The following is a 17,302-nucleotide window of genomic DNA, read 5'->3' as shown; positions in this document are numbered from 1 at the left end:
ATGTCCTCCGCCTCCTCCTCACAGCGTAAGGCTGCCACGCCAGCGGGCTTCCTGCGCGCCATCACCCAGCGCCTGCGGCCGTCCTCCCGCCAGCGCGCCGCCAGCAGCGCCCCAACGGCGCGCATCGGCATCGAAGGCCTGCCCGACGGCGTGGGCCAGTTGCCGCCGCATGTGCCCGTGTCCCTGGTAGCCGCCGACGACAGCAGCGCCGCCCTGTGGTTCCCGGCCCTGCTCGAAGACGCCGTGGCAGCCGGCCCCGTGGCGCTGGTCGCCTCCAGCGCCGCATGGGCGGACGCGCTGCTGCTGCACCCTACGCTGCGCGAGGCCTGCCGCACGGGCCGGCTCATGCTGTGGCTGCTCGCCCCCGGCCTGCAGGCCGAGGTGCAGCGCCATGGCCTTGCCCCCCTAATGGACGAACTGGAGCGCACGGGGCTCAGGGACGAGCACGCGCTGTACATGTGCGATGCCCAGGGCCTGTTGTCGGGTCTGAGCGTGGCCCAGCTCGCCCGCGTGAGCCGCCAGCTCGGTGCACTGTGCCGCGAGCGGCTGCGGCCCGTGGTCTTGGGCTTCTTCCCGCCGCTGGAGCCCGAGGTGCTGCTGCCAGCCCTGCGCAACCTGTGCCAGATGTCCATGCACATCGCCACCCTGCGCACCGACGCCGACCGCTGGAGCCTGGGCCTGGAGCGCTGGAACACGGATGCAGGCGCCCTCTTCCAGACCGCCTTCGGGGTGCTGCACGATGCCGCATCCGGCCGGCTGGCCGCAGACGGCACCCGCACCCGCGGCGCCGTGCGCGAGCTGGTGGAGGCCGTGGACCAGTCGGACGTGATCGCCACCCGCGCCTCGGTCCACGGGCAGCGCGGCGTGCCGGGCCACTGGCGCATTGTCGACAGCCTGGCCGATGTGGAGGTGGCTGCGGCCGCCAGCGTGGCGGCCACGGTGCTGATCGATGCGGGCCAGGCGGCCGACTTCGAGTCGCGGGCACGCCTGGTGCACCAGCTGCGCCTGTCGCGCCCGCTCACGCTCAAGATCGTGGTGCGCGAAAACCTGGGCAAGCTGCGCACCCACAGCGAGCAGGCCTTGCTGCAGTTGGGTGCCAGCGCGGTGGTCTACAAGGAAGTGGGCTTTTCGCGCCTGCTGCAGCTGCTGCAGGACGTCAACGCCCAGAGCCACACCCGCAAGGTGCATCCCGATTACGAGCAGGCGCTGGACAGCTTCATGCCGGCACGCGAACGTGGCTACCAGCCCCCCGCCCAGTTCTGCTCCCTGGTGCGCGGCATGCTGGATCGCACGCACAACATCGGCCTGTCGCACAGCATGGTGCGCCTGAACGTACTGGCCCAGATCCCGCACCTGGATGCCCTGCGCGCCTGCCACACTTCGCGCGACGGCGATTTGTTCACAGCCGACCACGAGGCGGTCTACGTCTTCCTCTTTGCCTGCCGCGAGCCCGATGTGGAGCTGGCGCTCAACCGCCTGTTCACGCTGCCGCTGACCCAGCTGTTCGCCTCCGAGGCCACCGACTGCTCGGAGATGGGAATCCGCGCCATGGCAGGCCACCTGCAGGAATCGTTGCGCAAGGGCTTGCCCGACTACAGTGCCGTCATTGACAACCATCCGCACCCGGTCGCCGTGGTGCCCACGCCCATGGCCCGCGCACCAGCGCCGGGCATGCCGACGCTGCCCATCGACACCGGTGCCCCCCACCCGCCGGCAGACCCGCTGACCATGCCCCTGCTGCACATTGCGGCCGGGCCCAGCGTGCAGCACCGGCCGATTGCACGCCGCGCCGTGCCACGCGTTTCACCGAGGTCCATGGCATGACGCTATCGATGCTGTTGTTCTACATGCTGCTGGGCGCCCTGCTGGCCTGGCCCTGCTGGCTACTGCTGCGCCGTGCACAGCAGGCCCGCCAGCCGCTGCGCTGCGTACAGCCCTACCAGCCCCGCCAGCCCCGCCTGCCCGCCGCAGATGCGGGCGATACCGCAACGCCTCCGCGCGCGCAATGAGTAATCCACAATGAACCGAGACCCCGTATGCGCGTGATTGCCGTCGTATCGCCCCTGGGCGGATCCGGGCGCACCACGCTGACCGCCCACTTGGCCACGCTCCTGGCCCGCCAGGGCCAGCCCTGCCTGGCGGTGGAGCTGTGCGCCCAGAACCTGCTCTCCAGGCACCTGGGCATGCAGGAGCCCAGCGCACTGGGCTGGGCCGCTCTGGCGGCCAACGGCCAGTGGTGGGCCGATGGCGGCTTCGACAACTCGGACGGCGTAGCCATACTGCCATTTGGCAAGGCGGGGCTGGACACCCTCGAAACCCTGCACAGGCAGCTGCAGGCGCAGCCGCGCTGGCTGCTGGACCAGATGGAGCTGCTGGACGTACCCGCCAATTGCACGGTGCTGCTGGACACCCCCGCATGGCCATCTCCGCTGGCACAGGCGGCCCTGCGCTGTGCCGATGCCGTGTTAGTGACGCTGGAGGCATCGACCCGCGCCTGCGCCAACCCCCTCGGGGTGCAGGCCATGCTGCAGGAAGCGGCTGCAGCACCCGCCGACCAGGGCGTGCTGGTGACCCGCTTCGACCCGCGCCGCATATCCCACCGGGAGGCCTTGCAGACGCTGCGCGGGCAATGGGGTGAGCGGCTGATTCCCTACACACTGCACGAAGACGAGAACATCCCCCGGGCGCTCGCACGCTCGATGTGTGTCGGCAGCTTTGCGCCGCAGGCACAGTCGGCCCATGACCTGCAGGGCGTGTGCAACTGGCTCTCCGGGCAGCGCGCCGCCCCCCTGTCGATGCTGTCCGCCGGAGCGGCACGGCCATGACGGAGCAGCCCGATACCAGCTCGGCCTTGCCCGCCGCAGCACCCGAAGCGGCACCCGCACCCACACTGGACAGCCGCACGTGGCTGCGCCTGGCGTGGCGGTGGCTGGCACGCCAGCTGGAGGTGGCGCCCGGTGCCCCTTGGTGGATGTGGCTGTGGCGCTGCATCGTGCTGCCCGCCACCCCCGACCGCACCCTGCTGCCCTGGCTGCTACAGCCGCTGCACTGGCTATGGGCCGGACTGGGCTTCACGCTGCGCTGGGGCTGGAAGGGTCTGGCCCTGCTGCTCACGGCAGTGTTCTGGCCGATCCGGCTCTTTCTGCGCGCCATGGACCGCCTGGCCGCGCACGTCAACGTGGAAAAAGGCATGCGCCTGGCCGACCAAGTGCTCTCGCCCGCCATGGAGATACCAGGCCTGCGCTGGGTCGTTCTGGCCGTGGGCATGATGGCCGGACTGGTGGTGATGACCACGCCATTCAACTGGTTCGGGCAGACCCTGTTCATGATGCTGTGCTGGGCCCTGTCGCTGGTGCTGCGCCGCCTGCCTGGGCGCTACCCCTCGCTGGCACTGGCCGCCATCAGCCTGCTGGCCATGGGACGCTATGCCTGGTGGCGCATCACGTCGTCCATCGAATTCGACTCGGTCATCGAGTCCTTCCTCGGCTACGGCCTGCTGGCTGCCGAGGCCTACACCTGGCTGGTGGTGGTGCTGGGCTTCATCCAGACCGCCTGGCCGCTGCACCGCCGCCCGGCCGAACTGCAGGGCGTGCCGGCATCGTGGCCCACGGTGGACGTGTACATACCCACCTACAACGAGCCGCTAAGCGTGGTGCGCACCACCGTGCTGGCCTCGATGGCGCTGGACTGGCCCAAGGACAAGGTCAAGGTCTTCATCCTGGACGACGGCCGGCGCGAGGAATTCCGCGAGTTCGCCGAATCCATGGGCGTGGGCTATATCGTGCGCCCCGACAACAACCATGCCAAGGCCGGCAACCTGAACCACGCGCTCGCCAAGACCGACGGCGAGCTGGTCGCCATCTTCGATTGCGACCACATCCCCACGCGCTCCTTCCTGACCACCGCCGTGGGCTGGTTCCAGCGCGATCCCAAGTGCGCCATGCTGCAGACGCCGCACCACTTTTTTTCGCCCGACCCCTTCGAGCGCAACCTGGGCACCTTCCGCCGCGTACCCAACGAGGGATCGCTGTTCTACGGCCTGATCCAGGACGGCAACGACTTCTGGAACGCCACCTTCTTCTGCGGCTCCTGCGCGGTGATACGCCGGGGCCCGTTGATGGAGGTGGGCGGCATCGCCGTGGAGACGGTGACCGAAGATGCACACACTGCACTCAAGCTGCACCGGCTCGGCTACAACACGGCCTACATCAACGAGACGCAGGCAGCGGGCCTTGCTACCGAGAGCCTGTCGGCCCATGTGGGCCAGCGCATCCGCTGGGCGCGTGGCATGGCACAGATCTTCCGTGTGGACAACCCCTTCCTGGGCAAGGGCCTCACGCTGTGGCAGCGCATCTGCTACGCCAACGCCATGGTGCATTTCTTTTTCGGGCTGCCACGGCTGGTGTTCCTCACCGCGCCCATGGCCTTCCTGTTTTTTGAGTGGCACATCATCAATGCAGGCGCCATCATGATCGCGCTGTACGTGCTGCCTTACATCCTGCAATCCAACATCGCCAACGCCCACGTGCAGGGCGAGCACCGACACACCTTCTGGGCTGAGGTTTACGAGACTGTGCTGGCCTGGTACGTGGCCCTGCCGACCACAGTAGCGCTGATCAACCCGCGCCTGGGCAAGTTCAATGTGACAGCCAAGGGTGGCCTGGTGGACGAGCCCTACTTCGACTGGGCGATCTCACGCCCATACACCGTGCTGGTGCTGCTTAACTTTGCGGCATTCGGCATGGGAATCATGCGCCTGTTCTACTGGAACACGGATGAGACGGCCACCGTGCTGCTGAACCTGCTGTGGACCACCTACAGCATCCTGATGCTGGGCGCCGCGCTGGGCGTTGCCTCAGAGGCCCGCCAGGTGCGCCGCATGCACCGCGTGGCCACGCAGCTGCAGGCCACGCTCTATCAGGACGACGGTAGCGTGCTGCAAGCCGTATGCATCGACTTCTCGATGACCGGCGTGGGCCTGCAACTGCCCGAGGGCGTGCGACTGGCCGTGGGAGAGAAGGTCCATGTGGGCCTGTGGCGCGGCGATACCGAGTGCACCTTCCCTGCCACCATCATGCTGCACCGAGGCCAGAGCGCCACAGGTCTGCAATTCGACCCCATGACACGCGAACAACAGATCGATCTGGTGCAGTGCACCTTTGCCCGCCCGGACACCTGGCGCGAGTGGAACGACAGCCATGACACCGACCGCCCCCTGCACGGACTGCAGGAGATCGCGCAACTGGGCGTGCTGGGTTACCACAAGTTCTGGGAATCCCTGGTCGAAGCGGCCAAGAGCCGCTGGTCCCGGGGCCACCAGCACGGACCACAGAGGCTGCGCGCATGAGGTACTGGAACCTGTACTTCTTGGCCAAGGTCGGGCTGACCTTCACGGGCTACATCGGCTTCCACTGGTGGTTGAACCTGCTGCTGTGGCTGGCGCTGTTGCCCCCCATCGCACACAAGACGCTGCGGCGCACGCGTGCCGTGCTGGCCTGGCCGGCCGCGATGGCCCTGCTCTACTACGACTCCTATCTTCCCACGCTGGCCCGCGTGGTGTCGCAGCTCAAAGCACTGGCAGGCTTCAGTGCGGACTACTGGCTCGAACTGGCCACGCGGCTGGTGAGCCCCGCGGCACTGGTCACGGCCATCGCTGGCATCGTCGTGTACGCAGCGTTGGCGCGGCGCGTGCGGTTTGCCACATTTGCTTTGGCGGGCATTTTGAGCGTCCCCTTGGTGGCGGCCATCCAGCAGAGCGATGCAGACGATGCCCTGGCCGGCCAGGGCAATGGCACACAGGCGGTTGGCGCCGACGCGTCCGATCCGGACGCCTCGTTGCAGAAGTTCTACGCCAGCGAAAGCCAAAAGCGCATGCAGTTCACCTCTGCTGGCGGGCCGCCAGCCTTCGACATCATTCTGCTGCACGTGTGCTCGCTGTCCTGGGACGACATGGAATTCGTGGGGCAGCGCGACAACGCACTGCTCCAACGCTTCGATGTACTGTTTACCAACTTCAACAGCGCTGCCAGCTACAGCGGACCGGCATCGCTGCGGGTGCTGCATGGCTCTTGTGGGCAAACGCCACACACCAAACTTTACGAAGGCATCGATCCCCAGTGTTATGTGTTCCCCAACCTCGAAAAGCTGGGATACCAGACGGCAGGCTTGATGAACCACGATGGTGTGTACGAAGAGTTCGCCCACACGCTGGAGCAGCGTGGTGGCCTGGCTGGCAAGCTGCAGCGCAACCAGGACGCGCCGGTGCACATGCAGAACTTCGACGGCTCGCCGATCTACAACGACCATGCGCTGCTGTCGCAATGGTGGAAAAAGCACAGCTCCGAGCGCGGCGCAGCCCCCATGGCGCTGTACTACAACACCATCTCGCTGCATGACGGCAACCGCGTGCCCGGCATGAGTTCGCGCAATAGCCTCGATACTTACAAGCCTCGCCTGGTGCAGTTGCTGGCGGACTTTGACAAATTCATCTCAGAGCTGGAAGCGTCTGGACGCCCGGTGGTTGTGGTGCTGGTACCCGAGCACGGTGCCTCGCTGCGCGCTGACAAGATCCAGATCTCGGGCATGCGCGAGATCCCCGGCCCGCGCATCACGCTGGTGCCCGCCGCCGTGAAGCTGGTGGGTCTGAAGAAGGTACCTGAGGCCCCCCCCACAGCGCCCCTCGTGGTGAATCAGCCCATGAGCTATCTGGGCCTGTTCACGCTGCTGGGCGACCTGCTCAACGACAGCCCCTACGCTGCATCCGCCCGCCCCCTGACCGAGCGCCTGCAAACACCCAAAACAACGCCATTCGTTTCTGAAAACGCCGACGTGGTCGTGATGCGCAACGCTGCGGGCAGGTACGTGATGAAGTCGGGCAACGGGGAGTGGATCCCCTACAACTACTGATGCGCCGAGGCTCTTCGCGACCGGGTACAGCCGGGGGGAATGGATAGCCCCAATCTGGTGCAAGAATTGCGCAGGCACAGCGCCGGGGCGGGCTGCTTCCCGCATAATGAGTCGCAGCCCTCCGCCCTGCGGCGGGCCTGCCTCCTCGCCCATTTGCGGCAGCGCATCCCACGAACTTCCAGCCCCTTCGCATGAACCCACAAGCCCACTTGCTCTGGAAAGCGCCTCGCTGGGCTTTGGCGGTGCTACTGGCCGTACTGGGGATGCTGGGGCCGTTTTCCATTGACACCTACATCCCGGCGTTTTCTGGCATTGCCACCGCACTGGGAGCAACTCCGCTGGAGATGCAACAGACGCTGTCAGCCTACCTGTTCGGCTTTGCGTTCATGAGCCTGTTCCATGGTGCGCTGGCGGACAGTTTTGGCCGCCGACCGGTGATCCTGTGGGGCATCGCGGTATTCACATTGGCCTCGGCCGGTTGCGCCCTGTCGCAGACCATCGGACAGTTGGTGATGTTCCGGGCGCTGCAGGGCCTGTCCACCGGGGCCGGCATCGTTGTCTCACGCGCAGTGATCCGCGACATGTTCCCGCCCGCTCAGGCCCAGAAGGTCATGAGCCAGGTCACCATCTACTTCGGCGTGGCCCCGGCGATTGCGCCCATCATCGGCGGCTGGCTTTTCGTGCACATGGGCTGGCACAGCATCTTCTGGTTCCTGAGCCTGGTGGGCGTGGTCCTGTGGACCACCAACTACCGGCTGCTGCCGGAAACACTGCACGTGGAGCAGCGCCAACCCTTCAACGTGCGCCACCTGATGCAGGGCTATGTGCAGCTGAGCTCCAGCGCGCGCTTCGTGCTGCTGGCGCTGGCCAGCGGCGTGCCCTTCAACGGCATGTTCCTGTATGTGCTGTCGGCGCCGGCCTTCCTGGGCGATCACCTGTCGCTGGCGCCCACGCAGTTCTTCTGGTTCTTCATCTTGACCATCTCGGGCATCATGGGCGGAGCTTGGCTCAGCGGACGCCTGGCCGGGCGCATTCCACCCAAGCGGCAGATTCGCCACGGCTTTCTGATCATGTTCACGGTGGCCGTGCTGAACCTGGCAGCCAACCTGTTGTTCCCACCGCACGCCTGGTGGGCGCTGGCGCCGATTGCGGTCTTTGCCTTTGGCTGGGCGTTGATGGTGCCGGTGGTGACCCTGCTGGTGCTGGATCTGTACCCCGAGCGCCGGGGCATGGCCTCGTCCATGCAAGCTTTTGTGGGTTCTACGGCCAACGGGCTGGTGGCCGGGGTGATAGCGCCGCTGGTGATGCACTCGACGGTCTGGCTCGCGCTGTCGTCACTCCTGATGATGGGTGTTGGCATGCTGGCCTGGATCTACCTGCACCACCGCTGGCCCGACATCGGCCGACTACCCGTGCATCACTGACCCAACGCCGAAACCCGGCCTCCACGGAGGCGAACGGTTGTTCACTCGGTCGGCTGGCGGCGGTCCACGCTCTTTTGCTGGTAATAGCGATTTTTTTCGGCGTACATCGCCTGGTCGGCACGGTTGATCGTGGCCTCCACGGCGTCACCCGACCGGCAGCTCGCAATGCCCATCGCAAGACTCAGATGTTGCCCAGGATAGAACTGGTTGTTCAGGTCCAGCATGGAAATGATGCGTTCCTGCAGTGCATGGGCGCCGCGCTCATCAGTACCAGGCAGCAGCACGGTGAACTCATCCCCTCCGATGCGCGCCGCGCAGGCAGGCGCGTCCACGGCTTTGGCCAGCACCTCGCCCACGCGGCGCAACATGGAGTCGCCGGCGGCATGGCCTTGCTCGTCATTGACGACCTTGAGGCCGTTGAGGTCGATGGCAATCACAGACAACGGCCAAGGCCCTTTGCGCGTGAGTCGATTGAGCTCTTCGGCATAGAAGGCACGGTTGCGCAACTGAGTCAGTACGTCATGCTTTCCCAGGTACTCCAGGTAGGCCTCGGCCTTCTTGCGTGCCGTAATGTCGACCAGCGACAAGAGCACCAGACCCCAATCACGCATATGGCTGTCGAGCACAGAGAACTGCATGTGAATGTTCACCGCGTCGCCTGAGAGCGAGTAGTTGACAACCTCACGCTGCTGGAAGGTTTTGCCATCCCACAGGTCTTGCAACTGTTCTGCAAAAGATTCGTGCATCTCTCCGCGAAAGACACGACCAATGCCATTGAGCAGCATCTCCTTGCTGTCGGCACCGAACATGCGCAGAGTCTGCTGGTTGACATCAATGACGCGGATTTCCTGCATACAGCGTGTCACGAAGTCAGGATGCACCTTTAGGAACGTCTTGAAGTCGCCAATGCCCTGGGCACGTACACCATCGAGCAGGTTCTTGACCGCGCTGAAATCCTCGACCCAGAGCGAGACCGGCGAATGTTCGAATAGATCACGTGCGTACTGCTCGCTGCGCTGGAGGCGACGTGCGTTTTCCAGTTGAAGGGTGTTGTCTTCCAGCGAGACCAGCACACGACTCCAATCGCCTTCATGGCCCGGCAGGATACGAGCACGGATCTGCACATCCAGGCGCCGGCCATCGAGCGCGTAATTCACTGTCTGGTTGGAAAATTCGAGCTGACCATTCCACAGCTGCGCCATCTCATGCGCCACAGCGTCGTGCATGTCGTCGCGAAAGACTGCGCCCAGATTGGCTTCCAGATGCTGTTGACTGTCTGCAGAAAATAGCTCCAGGGTGCGGCGGTTGACCTGCAGGATGCGCAGCGAAGCACTGCACAGGCGCAGACGTTCCGGATGCCCCGCCAGGTGGGCACGAATGTCGGTCACACCTTCGGTGCGCCAGCCGTCAAACAACCGCTTGAGTTCACTGTAATCCTCAAGCCACAACGACACGGGAGCCAGCTCGAACATGTGCTCAAAATCAGCGCCCGAGGATAGAGAAGACACCACAACAAATTCCTCCGTGGGCGATTATTGACGACATGGCAGATAAATCATGCAAGGCGTGACCCACGCTATCGACAAAAAAAAGGGCTGGCACCTTGCGGCACCAGCCCTTTGCAGATCTTGATCGGGCCTCAACAGCCCCATCGATCAGCGTGCAGGACGGGCAGGACGCTTGCGGGCGTCATGGGCCACGAACGGCTTGCCACCGCCAGCACCCGCTGGCTTGGAGAATGCAGGTTTGCGGGGAGCGAAGTCGCTACGGGGTGCGCCAGCATCACCACGGGGGGCGAAACCACCACGGCCTGCATCGCCAAAACCAGGCTTGCGGCCATAGCTTTCGCCGTCACGACGGGGAGCACCAAAACTGCCACGATCACCACCACGGTCATCACGGCCGGCATAGGCGCCGCCGCCACCGCCATTGCCGCCACCACCCTGGTAACCACCTTGCGAACCACCACGGTTGTCGCTGCCACGGCCGGCGAAACCGCCACCAAAGCCACCACGGTCATTGCCACCACGTGCGGGGCCACCGAAGCGGCCGCGCGAAGGGTTTTCACGGTTGTCGTAGGAACGGCCAGGGGCGCCACGACCACCGCCGAAGTCACCACCGCGCGGCGCCTGGGGCGAGCGCTGCGAGGGCTCCATACCGGCAACCACGTCCGACTTGAACTGCTGGCGGCTGTAGCTTTCGATGTCGAAAATCTTGCGACGATCGCGGAACTCGGCAAACGTGATGGCCAAACCATCGCGGCCAGCACGGCCGGTACGGCCGATGCGGTGGGTGTAGTCCTCGGCCTTCATGGGCAGACCGAAGTTGAAAACGTGGGTGATCGTAGGCACGTCGATACCGCGCGCCGCCACATCGGTGGCCACCAGGATCTGCACCTGGCCGGCGCGCAGCGCCATCAGGCGACGGTTGCGCAGGCCCTGGCTCAGGGCACCGTGCAGCGCCACAGCCGAGAAACCTTCCTGTTGCAGGTCGTTGGCCAGACCGTCGCACTCCACCTGGGTGCTGGCGAACACGATAGCCTGGTTGATCGTGGTGTCACGCAGCCAATGATCCAGCAGCTTGCGCTTGTGCTGGGCGTTGTCGGCCCAGTACAGCACCTGCTTGATGTTGGCGTGCTTTTCCTGTGGGGAATCGATGGTCACCTTCTGCACCGACGAACCGCCGTCGTGCATCACGCGCATGGCCAGTTGCTGGATGCGGGGCGCAAACGTGGCGCTGAACATCATGGTCTGCTTGCGCTGGGCAGTCAGCTGGTTCAGTTCGGCCAGGTCGTCCGAGAAGCCCAGGTCGAGCATGCGGTCGGCTTCGTCGACGACCAGGAATTGCACCTTGTCGAGCTTGATCTGCATCGAGCGCTGCAGGTCCAGCAGGCGGCCAGGGGTGGCCACCACGAGGTCTGCGTTCTGCAGCTTGGCGATCTGCAACTGGTAAGGCATGCCGCCCACCACGTTGGCAACACGAAGGCCACGGCAGTGCTTGACCAGGTCAATGGCGTCATGAGCGACTTGTTGGGCCAATTCACGCGTGGGGCACAGGATCAGGGCGCCGGGGGTGGCGGCCTTGAAGTTGCGCGAGCTGGTGGGGTCCTTGCGCTTGGCACGCTTGGGAGCTGGCTCGCCGCGCTCAGCGGCTTCGGCCACAGCGCGATCGAACGCAGCGCGCTCTTCGGCTTCGGCAGCCGCTTGCTGGTTGATCAGCGTGTGCAGAACGGGCAGCAGGAAAGCGGCCGTCTTGCCCGAGCCGGTCTGGCTGGAGACCATCAGGTCGATGAAGTGCTTGGCATCGGCGCCGGCACCCATGGCCAGGGGAATGGCCTTGAGCTGCACGCTGGTGGGCTGGGTGTAGCCCAGGTCGGCCACGGCCTGAACCAGTTCAGGGGCCAGGCCCAGTTCCACGAAACCATTGGGTTCGGCGGTCACGGCGGCATCGGCTTCAGCGGCGGATTCCACCACGGCGTCGAGGGGGGAGGACTGCACGGAAATGTCGGCAGCAAAGGAAGTATCTGCAGGCGCGAATTCGCCCTGCACCAAAGAGGTGTCGGTCATGATTTTTCTCTCACGAAGACGGTCGCGGGCGCTGCCCACGATTGGCTTCGTCAAATGGTTAAAAAACATCAACCATCAAACGAAACCTGCGCTGGCTCTAGCGGCCGTAGCGGGTGGGCGTTATTCGCCAGTCCTGCACTGTCTAGGGACAGTCGGCTGGCAAGCCCGGTGTGTGAGGGGAGATGCACAATCTGCGAGGGATTCCTGCGCAGCCATCGATTATTGCACGATTAGGGTTTGCCCGCAATACCCTTCATGGACGCAACCCCGTGACCGGGCTCGCGCCCATGCCAGGGGATCGCAGGGCCTCACACGGACAGCAGGTGCTGGCGGTAGTGTGCAAGTTCATCGATGGATTCGTGCACATCGGCCAGGGCGGTATGCCTCTGGGCCTTCTTGAAGCTGGTGTAGGCCTCGGGCTTCCAACGCTTGGCCAGTTCTTTGAGCGTGCTGACATCCACGTTGCGATAGTGAAAAAAGCGTTCGAGCTTAGGCATGTAACGGACCAAAAAGCGCCGGTCCTGGCCAATGCTGTTACCACACATGGGCGCTGAGCCCTTCGGAACATATTGGCTCAAAAAAGCGAGTATCTGCTGCTCTGCCTCCGATTCGGTCACGGTGGAAGCCTTGACCTTGTCGATCAGTCCGCTGCGACCATGGGTGCCCTTGTTCCAGGCATCCATCTTGTTCAGCAATTCATCCGCCTGATGTATGGCAAACACAGGGCCTTCGATGCGGGGTTCCAGGCTCGGACCGGTCACGACCACTGCGATCTCCAGCAGGCGATCCGTATCGGGTTCCAGGCCGGTCATTTCACAATCGAGCCAGACGAGGTTTTGGTCGGATTTGGCAAGCGTGAGAGGGGTGGGGTTGTTGGCTTCTGACATAGCGCGCATTGTCGCCGATGACCTAAACTCGCCGCTCATGCCCACTTCCCCTGACTACTCCCCCTCCATGCTGCTCACCCTGGCCTTTGCCATGGCGCTGGTAGCAGGCCTTGCACTCAAGTTCTGGCTGGCAAGCCGCCAGATTCGGCATGTGGCCCGTCACCGCGCCACTGTTCCTGCCCCCTTCGCCCAACACATCACCTTGGCCGCGCACCAAAAAGCCGCCGACTACACCGTCACCAAGGGTCGCCTCGGCATGCTGGAGATGGTGCTGGGCTGCGTCGGTCTGCTGGGCTGGACCCTGCTGGGCGGTTTGGATGCACTGAACCAGGCCCTCCTTGCGACTCTGGAGGGCGGCATGTGGCAGCAACTGGCGCTGCTGGTGGCGTTTGTAGCCATCAGTGGGTTGATCGACCTGCCACTATCGCTCTACCAGACCTTCGTGGTCGAAGAACGCTTTGGCTTCAACAAGATGACTTTGCGCTTGTGGCTGGCAGATGCCCTCAAGGGTCTGGCAGTGGGCGTGGCCATTGGCCTGCCCATCGCAGCACTGATCCTGTGGCTCATGGGGGCGGCTGGCCCGCTGTGGTGGCTGTGGGCCTGGTGTTTCTGGATGGGCTTCAATCTGCTGCTGATGGTGATCTACCCCACCTTCATCGCTCCGCTGTTCAACAAATTCCAGCCGCTCGAAGACGAATCACTCAAGGCGCGCGTGACGGCACTGATGCAGCGTTGCGGCTTCTCGGCCAAAGGCCTGTTCGTGATGGACGGCAGCCGCCGCAGCGCCCATGCCAACGCCTACTTCACCGGTTTTGGTGCTGCCAAACGCGTGGTGTTTTACGACACGCTGCTGCGCCAGTTGGCACCGGGCGAAGTCGAGGCCGTGCTGGCCCATGAACTCGGGCACTTCAAGCACCGCCACATCATCCAGCGCATCGTGACCATGTTCGCCTTGAGCCTGGCAGGATTTGCACTGCTGGGCTGGCTCTCCACCCAAGTGTGGTTCTACACCGGACTGGGTGTGCGGCCCAATATCTCGCTGGACCCAGCGATCACCGCCGCGCCGAACGACGCGCTGGCACTGCTGCTGTTCATGTTGGTCGTGCCGGTGTTCACCTTCTTCATCTCACCACTGTTCTCACAGCAATCACGCCGCCATGAGTTTCAGGCGGACGCATATGCAGTAACCCAAGCCAGCGGCGCTGATCTGTCTTCAGCTCTGCTCAAACTGTATGAAGACAACGCCTCCACACTCACGCCAGACCCGGTGTACGTGAAGTTTTACTACTCGCATCCGCCCGCCACCGAACGGCTGGCGCGCATGCAAACCCCCGCTCACCCATGACTACCATGTTGAAGAAAAAAGACTGGTCCGCGCTGACCCGCCGTGCACTGACAGCTACCGAAGTTGTAGCAAACCTCGCCAAACTGGAAGGCTGGAGCCTGAGCGGCGACGGCGCCAATGTCGCCATCGAAAAGACCTACCAGTTCGCCAACTACTACGAAACCATCTCGTTCGTGAACGCCTTGGCTTTTATCGCAAACGCCCAGGACCATCACCCCGACCTGTCGGTGCACTACAACCGTTGCGTGGTGCGACTGAACACGCACGATGTGCATGGCATCTCCAGCACCGACTTCGAGTGTGCCACCCAGTTCGACGCACTGGTCGCGCTGTGACACAGGCCCACCATGGCTGAACGCAGCGCCCTCATGGAAGGTACCGTGGTGGCCAGCCATGGGCGCCACTGCATGGTCGAGACCCCGGATGGAGAACGCCGCATCTGCCATCCCCGGGGCAAAAAAAGCCAGGCTGTGGTCGGTGACCACGTCTTGTGGCAAGCACCACCGCCCGGCCAGGGCGAAGAAGGCACCATCGAGAAGGTGCAGGAGCGGCGCAATCTTTTTTACCGCCAAGACGAAATTCGCACCAAGTCATTTGCGGCCAACCTCGACCAGGTGCTGATCCTGATCGCTGCAGAGCCCGTATTCTCCGAAAGTCAACTCTCCCGCGCGCTGATCGCTGCCGAGGCAGAGGGCATCAAGCCCCTCATTGCGCTCAACAAAAGTGATCTGATCGAGCCCTTTGCCCGCGCCTGGGAGCGATTGCTGCCGTACCGCCGCATGGGTTCAGGCAAGCACTATGGTGTGCTGCCGTTGTCTCTGGCGCTCTCCAGCGACGTGGACCGCGCCCTGCTGATGGAACACCTGCAGGGCAAAACCACGCTGGTACTGGGCCCCTCGGGCTCCGGAAAGAGCACGCTGATCAACCTGCTGGTACCGGGCGCCTCCGTGCTGACTGGCGAGATATCACAGGCCCTGAACTCGGGCAAACACACCACGACCAGCACCCATTGGTACTGGATGGATGCGGCACGAACCACAGCACTGATCGACTCTCCGGGTTTTCAGGAGTTTGGGCTGCACCACATTGCCCCCATGCAACTGGCCGCCTGCATGCCCGACATTGCCGAACACGCCACCGACTGCAAGTTCTACAACTGCACGCATCTGCACGAGCCAGGCTGCGGCGTGCTGGATGCAGTCAAAACAGGCGCTAGTGCCGGTGGTATAAGCGCTAAACGCTACAAAATATATAGCGACCTATTCGAAGAACTGAGCCATACCCGTTATTGATGCTGCAACGGCCTACACCAGAGCACACTTGTGAACCTGGCTCCGCCAGGCAGCCGGGTCCATCCCCTTCCGGGGCAGTCACAGAGATCTATGCAGGGAACGGCGCCCTCACCCTAGCAAACGCGCCAGCGTGAGCAATGCGAGCAGAAGCATCCAGACCACCACCGAGCGCCACACCAACCCCACCACGCTGCGCAAGTGGCCCACTTCGGGCTCCCGGCCTGGGGTGGAGTCGCTATCACCCATGTCGGCGTCGATCTCCAGACCCTGTGGCGTGTGCATCTCGGTGCGGGCCTTCAACGCCTCGCCGCCAAGACGCACATTGATGGCCCCCGCAGTGGCAGCGAGCACGACACCATCGTTGTCATTGGGAAAGCGCTGCGCGTGAAAACGCCAGCCTTCAATGGCCTCTTCAAAGCTGCCCACCACCGCAAAACTCAGCGCAGTGAGCCGGGCAGGAAGCCAATCGATGGCCGTCCAGGCCTGGGCCGACGCCTGCTGCAAGGAGGCACTGGCAGGCTGCGCTCCAGCCCGTTGCCTGTAATGCCAGTAGCGCGACACAAATTCGGCCAATCGGTACAACACTGCCCCCGTGGGGCCGAAGCCCAGCGCCGCCAAGACCGAGAAACAGGCCAACACACCAAACACATGTCGGTGGGCAGCCAGCACCGAATACTCGATGACATGGCGCACGATCTCGCTGCGCGGCAAAACACCCACATCCACCTGCTGCCAGTGCGCCAAGCGTTCGCGGGCGGCGTCTTCATCCCCCTCTTCCAAGGCATCACGGATACCGGTGAAATGGTGGCTGAATTGCCGAAAACCCAGCGTGACATACAGCACCGCCACGCTCCACACCACAGCGAACGGCCAGCCCAGACCCCACAGCAGCAGCCAGTGGATAGCCAGCGTGGCCAAGGCAGGAACCAGGACCGCGAGGCTCCAGGCCACCCAGCCATGGTGCGGCTTGCCCGCATCAAAATTGCGGCTCACGGAGATCGCCCAAGCGCGCAGACCCGCATGGATGGGGTTGCTGCGTGCCAGAGGGCGGGCCTGCTCGATCAGCAGAGCGAACAGGATGGCGAAGAAACTCATGGGGGGCAATGATACTGGTGCTTCGCATCAACCCACCTCATTGCGTGCGCTCCAGGTTCAGGCCCGCATAAACCGGTAGAAATTACGCAGCATGCCCGCCGTTGCACCCCAGATGAAATGATTCTTCTCACCGTCCTGATACGGCATGGAGAACCACTCGCGGTGCACGCCATCCCGATCAAAAACATGGCGCCGGTGATTCGCGGGGTTGAGCAAAAAGTCCAGAGGAACCTCGAAAAGATCCGCCACTTCGTAGGGATTGGGCGCAAGCACACAGTCCGGTTGCACCAGTGCGACCACCGGCGTGATGATGAACGATGACCCCGTGACATAGGTCGGCAGAGTGCCCAGGACCTCCACAAACTCACGCCCCAGCCCCACCTCCTCCTGGGCTTCACGCAAAGCCGTTTCCGCGGTCGTGGCGTCTTCAGGATCCGCCCGCCCGCCAGGGAACGCCACCTGCCCCGAATGGGTAGAAAGATGCGCCGTGCGCTCCGTGAGCAACACCATGGGCTGGTCGCGCAAGATGATCGCGAGCAGCACGGACGCATGGGCCGGCTCGCGGTTCATGAACTTCTTCTCCAGCAGCACCTCGGGCTCCCACTGCGGCGGGCGCGCGAACCGCGCGCGCAGCGCCTGCGGTGTCTGCGCATCGGCAGGCACTGCGGGCAGATGCGCATCCACGCCCAGCACAGGCACAAGACGAGGGTCGAAATCGGGCAAGCTCGACAGCGGAGCAATGACCGAAGACACGGCGGGGGAAGAAGGTGAGTTCACAAAAGCAAGC

The 17,302-nt window shown here is 63.9% G+C and carries 14 protein-coding genes; 9 read left to right on the top strand and 5 right to left on the bottom strand.

Annotated elements, in window-relative coordinates:
* The 6 genes from bcsE to CLU85_RS07205 all read left to right on the top strand — a co-directional run bounded on the left by bcsE (position 1) and on the right by CLU85_RS07205 (position 8,330).
* Positions 1-1,824 (top strand): cellulose biosynthesis protein BcsE, encoded by a 1,824-nt coding sequence (gene bcsE / locus CLU85_RS07225; protein ID WP_157803941.1) that lies wholly within the window; start codon positions 1-3, stop codon positions 1,822-1,824.
* A complete protein-coding gene (locus tag CLU85_RS22965) occupies positions 1,821-2,009 on the top strand; it encodes a hypothetical protein (RefSeq protein WP_157803940.1) in 189 nt (62 codons plus the stop codon). Before bcsE ends, CLU85_RS22965 begins: the two co-directional genes overlap by 4 nt.
* Positions 2,010-2,036: 27 nt before the next feature.
* The gene (gene bcsQ / locus CLU85_RS07220; protein WP_100409678.1) at positions 2,037-2,825 is read left to right on the top strand and encodes a cellulose biosynthesis protein BcsQ; all 789 of its coding nucleotides are present in this window, start codon (positions 2,037-2,039) and stop codon (positions 2,823-2,825) included.
* Complete coding sequence (bcsA, locus tag CLU85_RS07215; RefSeq protein ID WP_232727755.1) at positions 2,822-5,347, top strand: UDP-forming cellulose synthase catalytic subunit; 2,526 nt, start codon at positions 2,822-2,824, stop codon at positions 5,345-5,347. Before bcsQ ends, bcsA begins: the two co-directional genes overlap by 4 nt.
* On the top strand, positions 5,344-6,906 hold the full coding sequence (bcsG, locus tag CLU85_RS07210; RefSeq protein ID WP_100409677.1) for a cellulose biosynthesis protein BcsG: 1,563 nt from the start codon (positions 5,344-5,346) through the stop codon (positions 6,904-6,906). The genes bcsA and bcsG overlap by 4 nt, the downstream gene beginning before the upstream one ends.
* A gap of 191 nt (positions 6,907-7,097) precedes the next feature.
* Positions 7,098-8,330, top strand: a complete 1,233-nt coding sequence (locus CLU85_RS07205; protein ID WP_100409676.1) for a multidrug effflux MFS transporter — start codon at positions 7,098-7,100, stop codon at positions 8,328-8,330.
* Between the two features lie 41 nt (positions 8,331-8,371).
* Here the strand turns inward: CLU85_RS07205 and CLU85_RS07200 are convergent, their stop codons facing one another.
* The 3 genes from CLU85_RS07200 to orn form a co-directional block, all read right to left on the bottom strand.
* On the bottom strand, positions 8,372-9,841 hold the full coding sequence (locus CLU85_RS07200) for a GGDEF domain-containing protein (protein ID WP_198509149.1): 1,470 nt from the start codon (positions 9,839-9,841) through the stop codon (positions 8,372-8,374).
* 144 nt (positions 9,842-9,985) lie between these two features.
* Positions 9,986-11,896, bottom strand: a complete 1,911-nt coding sequence (locus CLU85_RS07195; RefSeq protein WP_100409674.1) for a DEAD/DEAH box helicase — start codon at positions 11,894-11,896, stop codon at positions 9,986-9,988.
* A 308-nt stretch (positions 11,897-12,204) separates the two neighbouring features.
* Positions 12,205-12,783 carry an oligoribonuclease gene (orn, locus tag CLU85_RS07190; RefSeq protein WP_100409673.1) on the bottom strand — a complete coding sequence of 193 codons (579 nt, stop codon included), beginning with the start codon at positions 12,781-12,783 and terminating at the stop codon, positions 12,205-12,207.
* 37 nt (positions 12,784-12,820) lie between these two features.
* On the opposite strand from orn, the gene CLU85_RS07185 reads away from it, so the two are divergent.
* From CLU85_RS07185 to rsgA, 3 genes are read left to right on the top strand one after another with little or no spacing between them, the layout of a single operon-like run.
* Positions 12,821-14,128 carry a M48 family metallopeptidase gene (locus CLU85_RS07185; RefSeq protein WP_100409672.1) on the top strand — a complete coding sequence of 436 codons (1,308 nt, stop codon included), beginning with the start codon at positions 12,821-12,823 and terminating at the stop codon, positions 14,126-14,128.
* The gene (locus CLU85_RS07180; protein WP_100409671.1) at positions 14,125-14,463 is read left to right on the top strand and encodes a 4a-hydroxytetrahydrobiopterin dehydratase; all 339 of its coding nucleotides are present in this window, start codon (positions 14,125-14,127) and stop codon (positions 14,461-14,463) included. The genes CLU85_RS07185 and CLU85_RS07180 overlap by 4 nt, the downstream gene beginning before the upstream one ends.
* 12 nt (positions 14,464-14,475) lie before the next feature.
* Positions 14,476-15,420, top strand: coding sequence for a ribosome small subunit-dependent GTPase A (rsgA, locus tag CLU85_RS07175; RefSeq protein ID WP_100409670.1), 945 nt, complete (start codon positions 14,476-14,478; stop codon positions 15,418-15,420).
* A gap of 108 nt (positions 15,421-15,528) precedes the next feature.
* On the opposite strand, the gene CLU85_RS07170 is transcribed toward rsgA, so the two are convergent.
* Positions 15,529-16,515, bottom strand: a complete 987-nt coding sequence (locus CLU85_RS07170; protein WP_100409669.1) for a CobD/CbiB family protein — start codon at positions 16,513-16,515, stop codon at positions 15,529-15,531.
* 57 nt (positions 16,516-16,572) lie between these two features.
* Positions 16,573-17,268 (bottom strand): CoA pyrophosphatase, encoded by a 696-nt coding sequence (locus CLU85_RS07165; protein ID WP_369858165.1) that lies wholly within the window; start codon positions 17,266-17,268, stop codon positions 16,573-16,575.
* Positions 17,269-17,302: the final 34 nt, after the last annotated feature.

The organism is Acidovorax sp. 69, from assembly GCF_002797445.1.
Classification (GTDB): Bacteria; Pseudomonadota; Gammaproteobacteria; order Burkholderiales; family Burkholderiaceae_C; genus Acidovorax.
The sequence above is the reverse complement of the archived record's forward strand: the minus strand, read 5'-3'. Positions and strand labels throughout refer to the sequence as shown.

What these genes read in the sequence shown, in the direction of transcription:
- bcsE (WP_157803941.1), top strand. Translation starts at nt 1, where the DNA reads ATGTCCTCCGCCTCCTCCTCACAGCGTAAGGCTGCCACGCCAGCGGGC.
- CLU85_RS22965 (WP_157803940.1), top strand. Translation starts at nt 1,821, where the DNA reads ATGACGCTATCGATGCTGTTGTTCTACATGCTGCTGGGCGCCCTGCTG.
- bcsQ (WP_100409678.1), top strand. Translation starts at nt 2,037, where the DNA reads ATGCGCGTGATTGCCGTCGTATCGCCCCTGGGCGGATCCGGGCGCACC.
- bcsA (WP_232727755.1), top strand. Translation starts at nt 2,822, where the DNA reads ATGACGGAGCAGCCCGATACCAGCTCGGCCTTGCCCGCCGCAGCACCC.
- bcsG (WP_100409677.1), top strand. Translation starts at nt 5,344, where the DNA reads ATGAGGTACTGGAACCTGTACTTCTTGGCCAAGGTCGGGCTGACCTTC.
- CLU85_RS07205 (WP_100409676.1), top strand. Translation starts at nt 7,098, where the DNA reads ATGAACCCACAAGCCCACTTGCTCTGGAAAGCGCCTCGCTGGGCTTTG.
- CLU85_RS07195 (WP_100409674.1), bottom strand. Translation starts at nt 11,896, where the DNA reads ATGACCGACACCTCTTTGGTGCAGGGCGAATTCGCGCCTGCAGATACT.
- orn (WP_100409673.1), bottom strand. Translation starts at nt 12,783, where the DNA reads ATGTCAGAAGCCAACAACCCCACCCCTCTCACGCTTGCCAAATCCGAC.
- CLU85_RS07185 (WP_100409672.1), top strand. Translation starts at nt 12,821, where the DNA reads ATGCCCACTTCCCCTGACTACTCCCCCTCCATGCTGCTCACCCTGGCC.
- CLU85_RS07180 (WP_100409671.1), top strand. Translation starts at nt 14,125, where the DNA reads ATGACTACCATGTTGAAGAAAAAAGACTGGTCCGCGCTGACCCGCCGT.
- rsgA (WP_100409670.1), top strand. Translation starts at nt 14,476, where the DNA reads ATGGCTGAACGCAGCGCCCTCATGGAAGGTACCGTGGTGGCCAGCCAT.
- CLU85_RS07170 (WP_100409669.1), bottom strand. Translation starts at nt 16,515, where the DNA reads ATGAGTTTCTTCGCCATCCTGTTCGCTCTGCTGATCGAGCAGGCCCGC.